This window comes from Betaproteobacteria bacterium, from assembly GCA_016720855.1.
Lineage (GTDB): Bacteria > Pseudomonadota > Gammaproteobacteria > Burkholderiales > Usitatibacteraceae > FEB-7.
Window position 1 is genome coordinate 1,170,168 of the sequence record JADKJU010000001.1, and the last position, 17,398, is coordinate 1,187,565.

Consider the following 17,398-nt stretch of genomic DNA (forward strand, 5'->3'; position numbering starts at 1 on the left):
CCCGTTCAGGCTCTACCCGATCCCAAGAACGGAGTCCACCATGCGCACGCTCACGACCCTCCCTGTCGCGTTCGCCCTCTACCTTGCCGCCACCGGGACACAGGCCTCTGCGGATCCGGTGGACCTGTCCGGCCCGCCGGCGGTAACCGCCGTAGGCTGCGACGTCACGAAGACCTGGGATGCAGAATACGTCCGCGAGGTCCTCGGCACGACTGAGAGCGTCGTTCGCCGAATGCAGAAGCGCTTCTCACACACACCCTTCCGCATCTGCACCGGCGATCCGAAGGAGATCGCGCGCCTCGCCCAGCGCGCGCAGGAGGAGCGCCACCGCTTCGACCAGCCGGACAAGGCGATCGAGTTCAGGCGCCTTTCCCTCATCGACGATTCCGGCGAGGTGCGTCCCGACGGCCTGTCCGCGGCCCTCCAGCAGCGCGACGTGATCGTGCGCGGCAACCCGGGCGCGGGCATCGCGGGTGACGCCGGCATTTCATCGGCCTCGTGGACCTCGCTGGGCCCCACAAACGTCGGCGGGCGCATCCGGGCGATCGCGGTGCACCCCACCACCACCACGCGGATTCTCGTGGGCAGCGTCTCCGGCGGAATCTGGAAGTCCACCAACAGCGGCGCCTCGTTCGCGGTCGTGAACGACTTCCTCGCCAACGTCGCGGTGAGCTGCCTCGTGCACGACCCCGTGACCCCGAACACGATGTACGCCTGCACGGGCGAAGGCCCGTTCTATGACTCCATCCGCGGGCTGGGGATTTTCAAGTCCACAGACGGGGGCGACACCTGGAGCCTCATGGCGAGCACCAACCCGACGCTCGCGAACGACGCGGCGAATCCGGACCGCTCCGCCTTTTTCTACGTGAACCGCCTTGCGATCCATCCGACCACGCCCGCGACGATGCTTGCCGCGACCAATCGCGGTGTCTTCCGCACCACGGACGGCGGCGCCAACTGGGCGCAGGTCTACGGGACGGGCATCGTGGGCTGCGCCAACGGACGCCGCCGAGCCTACGACATCCAGTTCGACCGCGCCAACGGCAACCGCGCGGTGCTCGGCGAATCCAGCTACTCCGACTGCACGACCACGGTCGGCGGCTCGATCGCCTACTCGCTCGACGGGGGAAGCAGCTGGACGCGCGTGCCGCTGTCGGGCAACGGCCGCGTCGAGATCGCACAGGCGCCCAGCTCCGTGTCGGGTGGCGTCACGCAGACCTGGTACGCCTCGAACAACAACGCCAACGGCGAGATCTGGCGCTCCACCGATGGCGGGCAATCGTGGACTCTGCGATCCGCGCTCGCGCACCTCGCCGGGCAGGGCTTTTACGACAACACGATCGTGGTCGCGCCCAACGACGCCAACAAGATCCTCGTGGGCGGCGTGAGCATGTATCTCAGTGCCGATGGGGGCGTGAACCTGCAGCGCGTCTGCAACGTGCACGTGGACCACCATGCGCTCGTTCCTCATCCGGGCTACGCCTCGAACGGCCTGGTTTACGGGGGCAACGACGGCGGCCTGTATTCATTTTCTGGCGTGGGCGCGGCCACCACCGCGGGCACCGGGCTCAACAACACCTGCCAGGGCACGATCACCACCACCAACCTGAACAACGGCCTCGCCATCACGCAGTTCTACGGCGGGGCAGGCGGAACGGTGCCGGTTTCGCGGCTGGCGGGCGGCACGCAGGACAACGGCAGCTACGTGTACAACTACGGCACTGCCACCTGGACGCCGGTATTCGGCGGCGATGGCGCCGAGGGCGCCGTGGACCACGCCGACTCCCTTTATTCCTACGGGGCCACGCAGTACCTGGGCGTCCACCGCAGCAGCAACGGCGGCGCAAGCGCCTACAGCTCGGTGGAGATCTGCGCCGGAATCACCGATGCCGATTGCACCTTCGGGGCCAACCCCAACCCCACGACAAACTTCATCTCGCCGTTGATGCTCGATCCCTCGAACGCCAACCGGCTCTACGCGGGCGCGGCGAGCCTTTGGCGCACCGACAACGCGAAGTCCTCCCCGCCGACGTGGACTGCAGTGAAGCCCCCGGCCGGCGCATACAACTACATCAGCCACGTCGCCATCGCCCCCTCGAATTCCAGCGTGGCCTGGGTCGGGCACAACACCGGCGCGCTCTATCGCACGCAAAACGCAACCGCGGCCTCACCCGTTTGGACGGAGATTCCCTCCCCGGCGGCGCGGCAGGTGCTGCGCATCCTGATCGACAAGGACGACCCGACGCGCGTGTACGTGACCTTCGGGGGCTACACCTCGCCAAACGTCTATCTCGCCACCAACGGTCTCGACGCGACCCCCGCGTGGACATCGAAGCATGGCAACCTGCCGCAGGCGCCCGTGCGCTCGCTGGCGCGCCATCCGTCCAACGCCCTCTGGCTCTACGCCGGAACCGAAGTCGGCGTTTTCACCTCGCAGGACGGCGGCACGACCTGGAGCGCCACCAACGACGGTCCCGGTACCGTCTCCGCCGAGGAACTCTTCTTCCTGAACGCCAACACGCTCATCGCATCTACCCACGGCCGCGGCATGTTCCAGGCTACGGTCACCCCGCCTGCGTCGGCGCCCGGCGCCGTGCAGCTCGACGTCGCGACGGTGTCGGCTGCGGAGAGCGGTGGGCCGATCACCGTTTACGTCTCGCGCCTCGGGGGCTCCAATGGCGCCGCGAGCGTCAACTACGCAACGGGCACCACGGGCACCGGCGCGGGTCATGCGACGCCCGGCGCCGATTTCACGGCGACTTCGGGAACGCTCAACTGGGCCAGCGGCGATTCGACCGTGCGCAGCATCACGATTCCGATCATTGCCGACGCACTCGTCGAAGGCAATGAGACCTTCACGCTTGCGCTCTCGGGCGCAGCAGGGGCGACCCTGGGCTCGCCTGCCGTGGCGATCATCACGATCATCGACCCGGATGCCTTCCCGGTGAATTGCGCGATACCGGCCGGCTGGATCGTGCCGGTCACCGCGAACGCCGGCTGGAGCGTCGCGTCGGACCAGAAGTTCGAAGGCAGCTGCTCGCTCAAGTCCGGTGCCATCGGGAACGGCCAGAAGGCCCAGGTCCAGTTCACCGGGAACTTCACCGCCGGCAACATCACTTTCCGACGCAAGGTGTCGAGCGAGAACGGCTGGGACTTCTTCCGCGTCTACCTCGACGGCGTGGTGCGCACGCCCGATTGCTTCGAAGGTGTCGCCAATTGCCAGGGCGCAACCGTCACCGGTCCGACGGCCTCGGGCGAGACCGACTGGAGCCAGCCGTCCGCGGTTCTCTCCTTCCCGGTCACTGCCGGCAGCCACACCATTACGTTCAGCTACGAGAAGGACGCGTCCTGCTGCGTCGCCGGGTCCGACGCCGCGTGGATCGACGCCGTCTCGTTGCCACTGAAGCCATCGAACCCCGCCTTCCCGGACTTCAACGCCGACGGCAAGCCCGACATCATCTGGTCCAACACCGCTACGGGCGCAACCTACGTGTGGAGGATGAACGGGCCGGCACTCCTCTCGGATTCCTTCTACGCCACCATCGATCCGTCGTGGAAGATCCAGGGGGTTGCGGACTTCAATGGCGACGGACACCCGGACATCGTGTGGAGGAACACCGCCAACGGCGCCTGTTACGTCTGGTACACCGTGAATGGGGTGTTTACCGGCCAGGATGCCTTCCTCTTCAGCCTGCCCCCGGAGTGGGTGATCCAGGGCGTGGCGGACTTCAACGCCGACGGCAAGCCGGACTTCCTGATGAGGAACGTGAACTCGGGCAACGCCTTCGCCTGGTTCTTCAACGACAACGTGCCCATCGGCGACCAGTTCCTGTTCAACATCGACCCGAGCTGGAAAGTGGAAGCGGTGGGCGACATCGATCTCGACGGGCAGCCCGACCTCCTCTTCCGCAGCACGACCTCGGGGCTGTCCTTCGCGTGGTACACGCAGTACAGCGGCGGTGTCCTGAGCCTCGGGGGCTCCAGCCCGATGATCTACTCCATCGACCCGGTGTGGGAGGTGATGCAGCTGGCGGACTGGAACGGCGACGGCAAGCCCGACCTCCTCTTCCGAAACTCCGCTACCGGACTCGTCTTCATCTGGTACCTCGACGGCGTCGCACTCGGCGCATCCGACTACGTGATCCAGATCGATCCCTCCTGGGAGATCGTGCCAAGACGGTAGCGCCCTCACCCCCGGCCTCTCTCCCGAGGGCGAGGGGAGAAATTCGCGGAACACCCGCAAATCAGGACAACGGCGCGTCGCCAGACGCGTCGCCCGGCGCGTAGTGCAGGCCGTGCGAGTGGCAGGTCCTGCAGAAGGGGTGCGCGTACTTCATGGCCTCGAGCTCGGCGTGCGAGTGATCGAGGAACGTCGCCCCGAGCATGTTCGCTTCGTCGTACACGCTGCAGCACAGCGCCACCGTGCCGTCGAAGTTGATGGCGGTCTGGTTGAAGCGCAGCTCGCAGTCGTGCGAACCCGACTTCGACGCCTTGATGCGCGGCACGTAGGTCCTCGGGTGCTCGAGCAACTCGTCCAGGATGGGATGCGCCGTGCCCCTGCCCTCCACCACCTCGATCAGGCGCTCCAAGGGCTGGAAGAATGCCGCGATGGGGTGATGCTCGAAGCCCAGCTCCCGGCACACCGCCGCCACCTGGTCCACCTGGCCCGCATTCCCGCGATAGAGGTGGTGACCGACCCAGACTCGCGTCGTCGCCTTGTACTTCTCCAGGTCGTGGCGCAGGCGGTAAAGATTGGACTTCACGAGCGTGAGGTCGCCTTTCGCGTGGGTGCGCTCGTAAGTCTCCGGCGTGAAACCAGAAAGCGAGATCTTGAGGTTGGTGGGATTGGCCTTCGCCACTTCGCGGAATCCGCCCTCGATGTTGAGGTTGGTGGACAGGTGGCTCGGCAGCCCGGCCTCGTGCACGATGCGCAGGATTTCTCCGATACGCGGGTGCAGCAGCGGCTCGCCCCAGTTGAAGAGGAAGATCTCGGGGCGCGGGGCAGCGCATTCCGACGTCACCTTCTCGATGATGCGGCGGAAGAGGTCGACCTCCATGAAGCCCCTGGGCCGCCCGCCCAGCGGAGAATTGCCCACCGGGCAGGTGGGGCACCGCAGGTTGCAGGTGCCGACGACATCGATTGCGTACACATAGGTCGGCGACTCGCGCGGCGAATGGCGGCGCAGCACGCGCCCGAGCTGCGCATCGAAGACTTCGGGAGCGAGGTAGTCACGCGGCGCGCAGCGCTCGCGCGCCGCCACCACCTGCGGATCGCGGACGCCCGCCACCACGGCCCGTTCCAGCCACGTCGCCGCCGCTTCCCACCGGCCCTGCTGGTAGAGCGTCATGCCGATGACGGGAAGGCTCTGCACCCAGCCGCGATTGCCGCCATCCTGCGCGAACGACTCGCCCAGCAGCTCGAGCGCGGAGGCAAACTGCCCCTGGCCGAGACGCACGATACCGAGATTGTGGCGCGCATTCCCCTGGCGTGCGTCCTGCGCGAGGATCGCAGAGTAGAGCGCATCCGCCTCCGCGAGCCGCCCCTCGCCCTGGTGGCGCATCGCCGCTTCCATGCGCTGCTCGATCGTCGGGACGGACATCGTCAGGACCTCTCTCCGCTCGCGGCCCGCAGGTACTCGCACTCGAGCGCACGAGCGAGCGAGGCGGCATCGAAGAGCGCCGATCGGCGCATGCGTTCCCGAAGCGAGGCACGCAGTTCCGCCCGACGCGGCCCATCGCTCGCGAGTGCGACCGCCGCGGCGACATAGTGCTTCGGCGTGCCGGCGGCAAGGTCCTCCAGCCCGACAGCGCGCAGCACCGAGAGCCCCTGCCGCGACATCGGGCGGCGCCACGGCAGCGTCACGACGGGCACGCCCATCCAAAGCGCCTCGCAAGTCGTGAGGCCACCGCAGAATGGGAACGGATCGAGCGCAATGTCGATTCCGCCGTACTCCGCGAGCATCTCCGGATGAGGCGAACCGCCGCGAGTCTCGACGCGCGGGGAATCGATTCCCAGCGCGGCAAGGCGATTCTTCGCGATCGCCGCAACTTCCGGGTCACCGAGGCTTCGCGACTTGAGAACGAGGCGGCTTTCGGGCAGCGCATGCAGGATGAGCGCCCAGGCACGCAGCACGCCGTCACCGATTTTCGCGACGTTATTGAAGCACCCGAACGCAACCGCACCGGGCCTGGCCGATGGCGGCGCCGCGACCGGAGGCGCGTAGTCGGGCGGCGCGTAGGTGAGGTGACGGCGCCCGAGGCGCCTGATCCTCTCCGTGAACGCCGCCTCCGATCCCTCCGGAGCGAGGTCGGATCCCAGCACGACGCCGTCGACCGCGCCAACGCCCGTGCTGGCGGCGAACCCCAGCCACGAGAGCTGCACGGGCGCCGCGCGCCGCGCAAACACGCCGAGGCGGTTGCCGGCGGTGTGGCCGGCCATGTCGACGAGCACGTCGATGCCCAGCGAGAGGACCAGCCCGCGGAGTGCCTCGTCATCCATTCCCGCGACCGTATGCCAGTGCTCCACGCCCGCACGAAGCCGCTGCGTGACGGCATCGTCCATCGTGCCATCGGCGAAGCAGTGCACCTCGAATCCAGTGCGGTCATGCGCCAGGATTGCAGGCGACCCCATCCAGCCGACGGGATGCGACCAGAAATCGGCGGAGACGTAGCCGATGCGCAGCCGACGCGAACCTGGCGCGAACGGCTCACGCTGCGGCAATGGCATCCCCTGCCCCAGGCGGCTTCCCGCAGCCAAGGCTTCGCGACGCAAATCGGCCGCGCAGGACTGCGCGGAATACTGCAGTGCCATCTGCAGGTTGGAAAGTGCCGCCGGATGCGAGGGCGCGATGCGGAGCGCCTTCCGGGTCGCCGCGAGTGCCGACTCGGGACCGAGGGACTGCTGCAGCGCGAGCGCGAGGTTGATCCATGCCTCGACCATCGACGGGTCGAGCGCGATCGCGTGCCGGTGGCACACCGCCGCCTGGGCGGCCATGCCGCGCGCCTGCCATTCGAGACCAAGGTTTACGTGGCTGTGCGGCAAGCCCGGATCCAGCGTGACCGCGTGCTGCAGCACGCGCAGCGCCTCGTCATGGTCTCCGCGGGCCTGGAGCGCGACGCCCAGGTTGGACCAGGCTGCCGCGAATCCCGGAACCAGCTGCGTGGCGCGGAGATGGCAGGAGACCGCCTCGTCGATCTTCCCGGAGCGGCACAGCAGCCAGCCCAGCCGCGTGTGCGCCTCGGCATGGGAGGGCTCGAGCGCGACCACGCGACGCAAGGTCGCGATGGCCTCCACGTGGCGGCCGGCCTCCTGCAGCGCCACCGCCTCGCCGAAGACATCGGCGGCATCGCGGGGCTGGAAAACGGCATCGTCGGCGGTCACGGGACATGACGATAGCAGAGGCGGCCGCGCGGCTTTGCAATGCCCGCCAAAGATGGTCTAATTCGGCGCTAGGCGCAGCAGCCATCAGGAGATCGAATGAAGATAAGAAAGATCCCCTTCGCCGTCGCTCTTTGCCTGTCTTCGGGCGCCGCGTGGGCACAGCAGTGCCCGTTCGGCACCTTCTCGGCCACGGGTTCCGAGCCCTGCACGCAGGCGTCTCCCGGCAACTTCGTCTCCATCGTCGGCGCCACGGCCCAGCAACTGTGTACCGTCGGCACCTTCCAGCCCACTGTGGGCCAGTCGTCCTGCCTGGACGCGCCGGCGGGCAGCTTCGTGGGGAATTTCGGCGCCACCACCTACGTGGCGTGCCCGGCCGGCATGTTCCAGCCCAACACGGGGTCCAGCGCGTGCCTTACCGCTCCCGCGGGGACTTACGTGTCGTTCCCGGGCTCCTCGGACGCCACGACGTGCCCCGTCGGCACCTACCAGCCCAGTGCCGGCTCCACCTCGTGCCTTCCTGCGCCCGCCGGCCACTACGTGAACCTGACGGGATCCACCGCGGCCTTCAATTGTTCCGCGGGCACCTACCAGCCCGGTTCGGGGCAATCGTCCTGCCTGGACGCGCCGGCAGGCAGCTTCGTGGGGAATTTCGGCGCCACCACCTACGTGGCGTGCCCGGCCGGCATGTTCCAGCCCAACACGGGGTCCAGCGCGTGCTTTACCGCTCCCGCGGGGACATACGTGTCGTTCCCGGGTTCCTCGGACGCCACGACGTGCCCCGTCGGCACCTACCAGCCCAGTGCCGGCTCCACCTCGTGCCTTCCTGCGCCCGCCGGCCGCTACGTGAACCTGACCGGATCCACCGCGGCCTTCAATTGTTCCGCGGGCACCTACCAGCCCAGTTCGGGACAATCGTCCTGCCTCGCGGCGCTGCCGGGTAGCTTCGTCAGCGCGACGGGTTCGTCGTCCGCGCAACTCTGCCCGTCGGGGACGTTCCAGCCATTGCAAGGCGCCACCTCCTGCCAGCAGGCGCAGGTCGGATACTTCGTCTCGCTCACGGGTGCCACGGCGCAGACGGCCTGCGCGCCGAGCTCGACGACGCTTGTCTCCGGCGCGACCAGCTGCCTCGTCATGTCGCTCAACCCCGTCGCGAATACAGTTGCCGCCGGGGCGACGTTCAACGTGACGTTCCAGCTTTCGGGGCCGGTGGCCTCGGATACCGAGGTGACTCTCGGCGTATCTCCTGCAGGTGTGCTGACCGTGCCGGCCTCGGTGACGCTGCCGTCGGGCCAGTCGTCAGCCCCATTCCTGGTGACGGCGGGGCTCGCCACGGGAGGTGCCACCATCACAGCGGCCCTCAATGGCGCCATCACGAACACCGCCATCAGCATCACCGGCACGCCGGCGGGGCCGGTGCCGTATGACTTCAACGGCGACGGCAAGCCCGACATCATCTGGTCGAACACGGCCTCCGGCGCAACCTACATCTGGCGCATGAACGGCCCGTCGCTCATCTCGGACTCCTTCTACGCCACCATCGATCCATCGTGGAAGATCCAAGGTGTCGCCGACTTCAACGGCGACGGTCACCCCGACATCGTCTGGCGCAACACCGCCAACGGCGCCTGCTACGTCTGGTACACCGTCGACGGGGTGTTTACCGGGACGGATGCATTCCTCTTCTCGCTGCCGCCCGAGTGGGTGATCCAGGGCGTGGCGGACTTCAACGCCGACGGCAAGCCAGACTTCCTGATGAGGAACGTGAACTCGGGCAACGCCTTCGCCTGGTTCTTCAACGACAACGTGCCCATCGGCGACCAGTTCTTGTTCAACATCGACCCGAACTGGAAGGTGGAGGCGGTGGGCGACATCGATCTCGATGGCCAGCCCGACCTCCTCTTCCGCAGCACTGCCTCGGGACTTTCCTTCGCCTGGTACACGCAGTACGCCGGCAGCGTGCTGAGCCTGGGCGCATCGAGCCCGATGATCTACTCCATCGACCCGGTGTGGGAGGTGATGCAGCTGGCGGACTGGAACGGCGACGGCAAGCCCGACCTCCTCTTTCGAAACTCCGCTACCGGACTCGTCTTCGTCTGGTACCTCGACGGCGTCGCACTCGGCGCATCCGACTACGTGATCCAGATCGACCCAAGCTGGGAAATCGTGCCGAGGCGGTAGTAGCAGCGCTTGCTGAGATCCTTCTCCCGTGGGAGGGGGAGTTCCCTTGCCGTCCGACGCGGCCGTTCGGCGCATAATCGCGTTCCACATCCGCTCACCCTGCGGGGAAGGAGGGGTCATGAACCGATCCGCAAGACTCATTTTGTTTATCGGATTCCTCCTTCTCGCCGCCTCGGCCCAAGCCGCCCAGCCCATGGTCGGCGGCTGCCAGGTGTTCCCGGCCAACAACCACTGGAACACACCGATAGACAAGCTCCCGGCCCTGCTCACGCCCCCGGCGATGCTCGACAACTACCTTCGGCTCGGGTCACCGTCCACGCTCTGGCCCGACTGGGGGATCGCGGAAGTCGAATACGGCATTCCCTTCGTCACCGTCCCGGTCTCGCAGCCGAACGTCCCGATCAACTACACAGCCTACGGCGACGAGAGCGATCCCGGCCCTTTCCCGATTCCTCCCTCGGCGCCCGTGGAAGGCGGGGCCGCAGGCGCCGACGATCGCCACGTGATCGTCATCGAGACCGGTAACTGCATCCTGTTCGAACTGTTCAGAGCATTTCCCATCGGCGGCGGCGCCAGCTGGAACGCCGATTCCGGAGCCCGGTTCGACCTCAAGTCGAACGCGCTCCGCACAGATACCTGGACGTCGGCCGACGCGGCGGGATTGCCGATCTTCCCCGGGCTGGTCCGCTGGGAGGAGGTCGCCGCGGGCGAGATCAATCACGCGATCCGCGTCACCTTTCCGTCGGCTCGCGACACCTACATCTGGCCCGCCCGCCACAACGGGCCGTCGGGGAACACGAGCACGAGTCTTCCGCAGTACGGCATGCGCATCCGCCTCAAGGCGGATGTCGATATCTCGGGCTACCGGCCCGACACCCAGGTGCTCCTGCGCGCGCTCAAGAAGTACGGCTTCATCTTCGCCGACCAGGGCTCGGCCTGGTTCTTCCAGGGAATGAGCAATCCGAACTGGCCCTCGGCGATGCTTTCGCAGATCAAGTCGATCGTCGCCTCGGGAAAATTCGAGGTCGTGGACACCTCGTCCCTGATGGTCACTCCCGACTCCGGCCACGTGCGCCCCTCGGACCCCGGGCCGGATGTGAACGCCGACGGCAAGCCCGACATCATCTGGTCGAACACCGCGAGCGGGGCCACCTACATCTGGCGCATGAACAGGCCGGCGCTCCTGTCGGACTCCCTGCTCGCGACGATCGATCCGTCGTGGAAGATTCAAGGCGTTGCGGATTTCGATGGCGACGGTCACTCCGACGTGGTTTGGCGGAACACGGTCAACGGCAACTGCTACGTTTGGTACCTCGTGAACGGCGAGTTCCAGGGTGATGCATTCCTCTTCTCCCTGCCGCCCGAGTGGGTGATCCAGGGAGTCGCGGACTTCAATGCCGACGGGAAGCCCGACTTCCTGATGCGCAACGTGGTGAGCGGCAACGCATTCGCGTGGTTCTTCAACAACAACGCGACGATTGGCGACCAGTTCCTCTTCAATATCGATCCTGACTGGAAGGTGGAGGGTGTCGCGGATCTCAGCGCCGACGGGCAACCGGATCTCCTCTTCCGCAGCATGACCTCGGGACTGTCCTTCGCGTGGAACACCCAGTACTCGGTCGGCAATCTTTCACTTGCCGCATCAAGCCCGCCGATCTTCGGCATCGCCCCGGTGTGGGAAATCGCGCAGGTGGCGGATTGGAACGGCGACGGCAAGCCCGACCTGCTGTTCCGCAATGCAAGCACCGGACTCGTCTTCGTCTGGCACATGGACGGCACGACGCTTACGACAAGCGTCTACGTCACCCAGATTGACCCGACCTGGGAGATCGTGCCGAGACGCTAGCATGATGCCAATCGTCGGGAAGCGGACCGAGGGCCGCAACTGGGTCGAAGGGATCGCCCGCGATCACGTCCGCCCGGAGTTCCGCGACAGCTTCCTGCACCGCAACCCGGTGAGCCGGGCCCTGATGAACGCGGCCACCCGCTTGCCTGTGCCGCACATTCCGGCCAAGCTGCCGTTTCGCTGGGTGCTGGCGAAGGATCAGGCACCGGGGAGAGCTCGCACCGCGATCCCTCGCCTATTCGGGGACTATCCTGTGAACTGGGTCATAGCCAGGATGACCCCTTGCCCCCCTTAATCCCGGAATAGCTCCTGAAGGGTCTCTCCATGCGCGCCAGTCGCCTACCGTCTCTCCTCCTCGCCCTCGTCATCGGCCCGGCTCTCGCACAGGAGGCTTCCATCGGGCCAGCGCCCTGGCTCGATGCCGCGCGCCCGGAACTGTGGATCCCCGGCTCCCAGCCCAAGGCCGCCGCGATCATCAGTCCGATCGCGACGGCTTCCAAGGTGGCCGTCCGCGACGCCTACAACGCCTACTACGCCCCTGCGATGCCCGCGATGGGCTTCACCGGCTCGATCGCCGGATGTACGCCGGGGACGATCTCCACGGCGTTCAAGGAGTGGTCGATAACGCGGGTGAATTATTTCCGCGCCATGTCCGGACTGCCGGGCAACATCACGCTCGATACCGACGCAACCCGCGAATCGGAGCAGCAGGCGGCAGCGGTGCTCTTCGCGGCCAATGCGAACTTGAGCCATGCCCCGGCGAACCCGCCCTTCGCGACGTGCCCGGGCCTCATCACCAGTCCCTCCGGGTACAACGCCGCGTCGAAATCCAACATCGCCTGGGCCTCAGGCTCGTCCGCCTTCGACGACGTCGTCCCGCGCTACATCGACGATAATGGCGCCGGCAACGAGTTGCTCGGCCACCGGCGCTGGATCCTCTACCCGCCGCAGACCAGCATGGCGATCGGCTCCACGCCGAGTGCCAGCGGAGGCGGCAACGCGCTTCGCGTCCTGGAAACCTCGCTCTGGGGATCGCGCCCCGCCACGCCCAACGGCGTTGCGTGGCCGTCGAACGGCTTTGTCCCCATCCAGGTCCTGCCGCCTTCAAAGCGTTGGTCGTATTCCTTCAACGGAGCGAACTTCTCCGCTGCAACCGTTTCCATGGCGGCCAATGGCTCGCCCATCGGGGTAACGGTCATCTCGAACAACGCCACGGGCTACGGCGACAACACCATCGCCTTCGTGCCGACGCCAGCCATCGTGAAGGACACGGCTTACCAAGTGACGGTGAACGGCATGACGGGTGCCGGCGTGCCCGCGTCCTACACCTACACGGTTCGCCCCTTCGACCCGGCCGACCCCATCACGGGCGCTTACGACTTCAGCCGCGACGGCCGCCCCGACCTGCTGTGGAGCAACACCGCCAACGGCGCCACTTATATCTGGAACATGAACGGAACGGCGCTGGCCTCGGACCAGTTCATGACCCAGATCGATCCCTCGTGGAAGATCCAGGGCATCGCCGACTTCAACGGCGACGGGCACATGGACGTGGTGTGGCGCAACACCGCCACGGGAAGCTGCTATGTCTGGTACCTCGTGGACGGGGTGTTCCAGTCGGACGCGTTCCTGTTCAGCCTGCCGCCGGAATGGGTGATCCAGGGCGTCGCGGACTTCAACAAGGATGGCAAGCCCGATTTCCTCATGAGGAACGTGAACAGCGGCAACGCCTTCGCCTGGTTCTTCGCCAACGCCTCACCCGTCGGCGACCAGTTCCTCTTCTCGATCGATCCGGGCTGGAAGGTTGAAGGCGTTGGCGACTTCAACGCGGACGACCAGCCGGACCTGCTGTTCCGCAACATGGCATCGGGACTCTCGTTCGCTTGGAATACGCAATTCAGTGCCGGCACGCTCTCGCTCTCGACGTCCAGCCCCCCCATCTACTCCATCGACCCGGTCTGGGAAGTGGTGCAGGTAGCGGACTGGAATGCCGACGGCAAGCCGGACCTCGTCTTCAGGAACACCGCGACGGGGCTCGTCTTCGTCTGGTACCTCGATGGGATCACGCTAGGCGGGAGCGCCTACGTCACCCAGATCGATCCGAGCTGGGAACTCGTTCCGCGCCGCTGACGCGGAGCCACGCGACTCCCATCGAACGGACACGGCATGCGCGGTTTCCTTCTCCTCCTTGCGAGCCTCGCCCTTTCGCCCGGTCTTGCGCACGCCCAGAGCCCCATCCGCCCTCTCGTTACCGGGGGCGCTGCGCAGGCCGACGCCCCCGCCTCCGCGCCCCGGGAACGTGCCGTCGTCCGCTCCCGCGCGGTAACGCTGAACCCCGCCATCCTTTCCGGGGTGCAGGCGGACGCCCGGCGCCTGCCCGGCGTGGCGCAGGAGATCGGCATCGAGTTCTTTCCGGAAGCCTCGTTCGTGATCGTGGTCGTTTCGGTCGAACCCCTTGGCGACGGGAGCATCGCGTTCCACGGCCGGGTGTCGGGCCTTCCATCCAGCACGGCGACGATCGTGGTCAACGGCGACGTGGTGGTGGCAAATGTTTCCGCGCTCGGTCGCCTGTGGCAACTGCGCAGTCGCGGTCACGGCAGCCACGATGCGCGCGAGGTGGACGCCAGCCTCTTCGTGGACCACGGCCAGCCGCCAATAGAAGTGAACGCGGCGCCCAAGCTGCGCGCCAAGACCGAAGTCGCGGCCGATGACGGCTCGCTCATCGACGTGATGGTGCTTTACACCCCGGCAGCGCGCGCGGCGGCTGGCGGCGCGGCCGCGATGAACGCGGTCGTGAACCTGGGCATCACGGAGACCAACCAGGCATACGCCAGCGGCGGTTCCGTCCAGCGCGTGCGCCTCGTTTACAAGGGCGAAATCTCCTACACCGAGACCGGCATGTTCCCGGATCTATCGCGTCTTTCCGGAGACGGCGACGGCTTCATGGACCAGGCACACGCGCTGCGCAATGCCCATGGCGCGGACATCGTAAGCCTGTGGGGCGTGTTCCCGTCCGCCGACGGCTGCGGCCTCGGATACCAGATGGCAACGGAGAGCAGCGGGTTCGAATCCGTCGCGTTCAATGTCGTCGCGTGGGATTGCGCCACGGGCAACTACTCGTTCGGCCACGAGATGGGCCACAACATGGGCCTGCGGCACGACTCCTACGTTGACGCGGGCACCAACACCATCAATGGCATCTCCGGCCTCACCTACGCCAAGGGGTACGTGGACACGGCCGTACGCAAGCGCACGATCATGGCCTACAACAACCTCTGCGCCGCAACGCCGCCGAACACCAACTGCAGTCGCGAGCGAATCTTCTCCACACCCAATGCGAGTTTCCCTTCCACCGCCACGGTGGCCGGCAACGCCGGCAACGGCAACGCCACGCTTGCGCTGGACGGCACCCGCGATACCGTTGCCAATTTCCGGCAGACGGTGAACCTCGCCGGCAGCGGCGTGGTGCAGTTCCTCCTCCCGTCGGTCAAGGTCGGCGAGGCGGCAGGCTCGATCAGCATCACGGTGGCCCGCCTTGCAGGCGCCACGGGGTCCGCCAGCGTCAACTGGGCCACGGGCGACGGCACCGCGCTGAATGGCGTGCATTACACGGCCTCCAATGGGACGCTCGGCTGGGACGTCGGCGAGTTCAGCGAGCGGACGATCGTCATCCCCATCCTGCAGAACACGACGGCCGAGCCGGCGGGGACCTTCAGCGTGACGCTCTCGGGGGCGGTGGGCACCGCCCTCGGCGCGATCTCGGCGATCACCGTATCCGTCCTCGACGACGAGCCGGACGTCTGGCCCGCTGGCGCTTGCGCCATTCCCGCCGGATTCGAGAACGGAACCGGTTCCGTAGCCTCGTGGACCGCGGTCGGCACTTCCACCTACCAGGGCACCTGTGCGCTCGAGTCGGGGCCGATCGGTTCATCCGCGACAGGCGACTCGATCCTGCAGTTTTCCGGCACTTTCGCCGCGGGCAACATTACCTTCGCGCGCCGCGTATCGAGCTACCCGAGCTTCGGCGACTTCGAGTTCCTCATCGACGGCGCAGTACAGGCGTCTGTCTCGGCATCGGGCGCGGTGCCATGGAGCGTGGTGAACGTGCCCGTCACACCTGGCGCCCACACGATCCAGTGGAAGTTCCGCAAGGAGCTGGCCTTCGCTTGCGCCAATGCCACCCCCGCCCCGCCGGAGGGTTTCGCCTGCGCGGACCGCGCATGGATCGACAACCTGGTGATGCCGATACCCTACTCGCTCACGGTGAGCAAAACCGGAACAGGACTCGCGACCGTTGTCTCCAGCCCGGCCGCTATCGACTGTGGCGTCACGTGCTTGGCCAACTTCGCCGGCGGAACAATGGTAACGCTTACCGCCATCCCTTCTGGTGGCTCCGCCTTCAACGGCTGGAGCGGCGGAGGTTGCTCTGGCACGGGTACCTGCGTAGTGACGATGGCGGGCGCAACCTCGGTGACGGCGAGCTTCACGAGGACAAACCCGGCCGTTCCCGACTTCAATGCGGACGGCAAGCCCGACATCATCTGGTCGAACACGGCCAGCGGGGCGACCTACGTCTGGCGCATGAACGGCCCGGCGCTGCTCTCGGATTCCTTCTACGCCACGATCGATCCGAGCTGGAAGATCCAGGGCGTGGCCGACTTCAATGGCGACGGCCACCCGGACATCGTCTGGCGCAATACCGTCAACGGCAACTGCTACGTCTGGTACACGGTGAACGGGGTCTTCACCGGAACGGACGCGTTCCTCTTCTCGCTGCCGCCCGAGTGGGTGATCCAGGGCGTCGCTGACTTCAACGGCGACGGCCACCCCGATTTCCTGATGCGCAACGTGGTGAGCGGCAACGCCTTCGCGTGGTTCTTCAACGACAACGTGGCCATCGGCGACCAGTTCTTCTTCAACGTCGATCCCTCGTGGAAGGTAGAAGGCGTTGCCGATCTCAACGCCGACGGCCAGCCCGACCTGCTCTTCCGCAACATGGCCTCGGGCCTGGGCTTCGCGTGGAACACGCAGTTCGCGGCCGGCACGCTCTCGCTGTCGACCTCGAGCCCGTCGATCTTCGGCATCGACCCGGTGTGGGAGGTGGTGCAGATCGCCGACTGGAATGGCGACGGGAAACCGGATCTTCTCTTCAGGAACGCCGCGACGGGCCTCGTCTTCGTTTGGTACCTGAACGGGATCACGCTGGGCGGCTCGGACTTCGTCACCCAGATCGACCCGAGTTGGGAGATCGTGCCAAGACGGTAGCGCCACGTTCGTGGCGCCGCGACTGGGGCTACAATCTCGCCATGAAAATCCTTATCGTCCTCCTTCTCGTGGCGGGCGTCGCATCGGCGTGGTGGTGGCGGGATCGCAGATCGGCTCCGATGGCCGCTGTCGATCACCCCGTCCAATCGACCGCCGCAACGCCCGCGCCGTCGCCCCAGCCCAAGTCCCCCATGTCACCATTGTCCCAGGCACCCGCGCGCGCTCCCACGCCTGCCCCGCAAGCAAAGTCTGCCGAGGCCCCCGCGCTGCGGATGTTGGTGCTGGCCCGCATCGCCTTTTCCGGCGAACCTCCCGCGCTCACGGTGCAGATTGACGGAAGCACGCAAACGCTTCGAGAGGGTGACCGCTTCGGGGGCGAGTTTCGGGTCGAACGCATTGGCACCGACCGGCTCGTTATGATGCATCTGCCCAGCAAACAAACGATTGAAAAGCGATTCGACGACTTGGACACGGTTGCCGTGGGGACCGTGGCGGTCGCGCCAGTACTTGCGTCCGGCCCGTTCGCGCCGCCATCCCGGTCGACCTCGCCGTCGTCGGCGGGCGCGGTGCCGACCCCGTGGCCCCCCGCCCTGGTGGCCACACCATCCCCGCTCTATATCCCGTCCGTGGCTCCCGCCCGTGCCACGCGGCTCGACAACCCGCTTGTGGGTGCGGTCCTGCCGGGGGCCTCCGGACAGGCTCCGCCGGGAATCACCGGTCCGAAGCCC

8 protein-coding genes are annotated in these 17,398 nt (G+C 66.7%); 6 read left to right on the plus strand and 2 right to left on the minus strand.

Annotated features, from left to right (window positions below; all coding sequences use genetic code 11):
* Positions 1-40 precede the first annotated feature (40 nt).
* The gene (locus tag IPP91_05115) at positions 41-4,183 is read left to right on the plus strand and encodes a VCBS repeat-containing protein (GenBank protein MBL0141444.1); all 4,143 of its coding nucleotides are present in this window, start codon (positions 41-43) and stop codon (positions 4,181-4,183) included.
* Between the two features lie 61 nt (positions 4,184-4,244).
* Here IPP91_05115 and IPP91_05120 read toward each other — a convergent pair whose 3' ends face one another.
* Positions 4,245-5,600: a radical SAM protein gene (locus IPP91_05120; GenBank protein MBL0141445.1), complete on the minus strand. Its 1,356-nt coding sequence runs from the start codon at positions 5,598-5,600 to the stop codon at positions 4,245-4,247.
* A gap of 2 nt (positions 5,601-5,602) precedes the next feature.
* A complete protein-coding gene (locus IPP91_05125; protein MBL0141446.1) occupies positions 5,603-7,381 on the minus strand; it encodes a tetratricopeptide repeat protein in 1,779 nt (592 codons plus the stop codon).
* A gap of 96 nt (positions 7,382-7,477) precedes the next feature.
* Here IPP91_05125 and IPP91_05130 point away from each other — a divergent pair, with 96 nt between their 5' ends.
* The 5 genes from IPP91_05130 to IPP91_05150 all read left to right on the plus strand — a co-directional run bounded on the left by IPP91_05130 (position 7,478) and on the right by IPP91_05150 (position 16,670).
* Positions 7,478-9,559 (plus strand): VCBS repeat-containing protein, encoded by a 2,082-nt coding sequence (locus tag IPP91_05130; GenBank protein ID MBL0141447.1) that lies wholly within the window; start codon positions 7,478-7,480, stop codon positions 9,557-9,559.
* Between the two features lie 118 nt (positions 9,560-9,677).
* The gene (locus tag IPP91_05135) at positions 9,678-11,405 is read left to right on the plus strand and encodes a VCBS repeat-containing protein (GenBank protein MBL0141448.1); all 1,728 of its coding nucleotides are present in this window, start codon (positions 9,678-9,680) and stop codon (positions 11,403-11,405) included.
* 1 nt (position 11,406) lies between these two features.
* On the plus strand, positions 11,407-11,700 hold the full coding sequence (locus tag IPP91_05140; protein MBL0141449.1) for a hypothetical protein: 294 nt from the start codon (positions 11,407-11,409) through the stop codon (positions 11,698-11,700).
* A 29-nt stretch (positions 11,701-11,729) separates the two neighbouring features.
* Complete coding sequence (locus IPP91_05145) at positions 11,730-13,535, plus strand: VCBS repeat-containing protein (GenBank protein ID MBL0141450.1); 1,806 nt, start codon at positions 11,730-11,732, stop codon at positions 13,533-13,535.
* 36 nt (positions 13,536-13,571) lie between these two features.
* Positions 13,572-16,670 carry a VCBS repeat-containing protein gene (locus tag IPP91_05150; protein ID MBL0141451.1) on the plus strand — a complete coding sequence of 1,033 codons (3,099 nt, stop codon included), beginning with the start codon at positions 13,572-13,574 and terminating at the stop codon, positions 16,668-16,670.
* Positions 16,671-17,398: the final 728 nt, after the last annotated feature.

What these genes read in the sequence shown, in the direction of transcription:
- IPP91_05145 (MBL0141450.1), top strand. Translation starts at nt 11,730, where the DNA reads ATGCGCGCCAGTCGCCTACCGTCTCTCCTCCTCGCCCTCGTCATCGGC.
- IPP91_05130 (MBL0141447.1), top strand. Translation starts at nt 7,478, where the DNA reads ATGAAGATAAGAAAGATCCCCTTCGCCGTCGCTCTTTGCCTGTCTTCG.
- IPP91_05140 (MBL0141449.1), top strand. Translation starts at nt 11,407, where the DNA reads ATGATGCCAATCGTCGGGAAGCGGACCGAGGGCCGCAACTGGGTCGAA.
- IPP91_05150 (MBL0141451.1), top strand. Translation starts at nt 13,572, where the DNA reads ATGCGCGGTTTCCTTCTCCTCCTTGCGAGCCTCGCCCTTTCGCCCGGT.
- IPP91_05120 (MBL0141445.1), bottom strand. Translation starts at nt 5,600, where the DNA reads ATGTCCGTCCCGACGATCGAGCAGCGCATGGAAGCGGCGATGCGCCAC.
- IPP91_05115 (MBL0141444.1), top strand. Translation starts at nt 41, where the DNA reads ATGCGCACGCTCACGACCCTCCCTGTCGCGTTCGCCCTCTACCTTGCC.
- IPP91_05135 (MBL0141448.1), top strand. Translation starts at nt 9,678, where the DNA reads ATGAACCGATCCGCAAGACTCATTTTGTTTATCGGATTCCTCCTTCTC.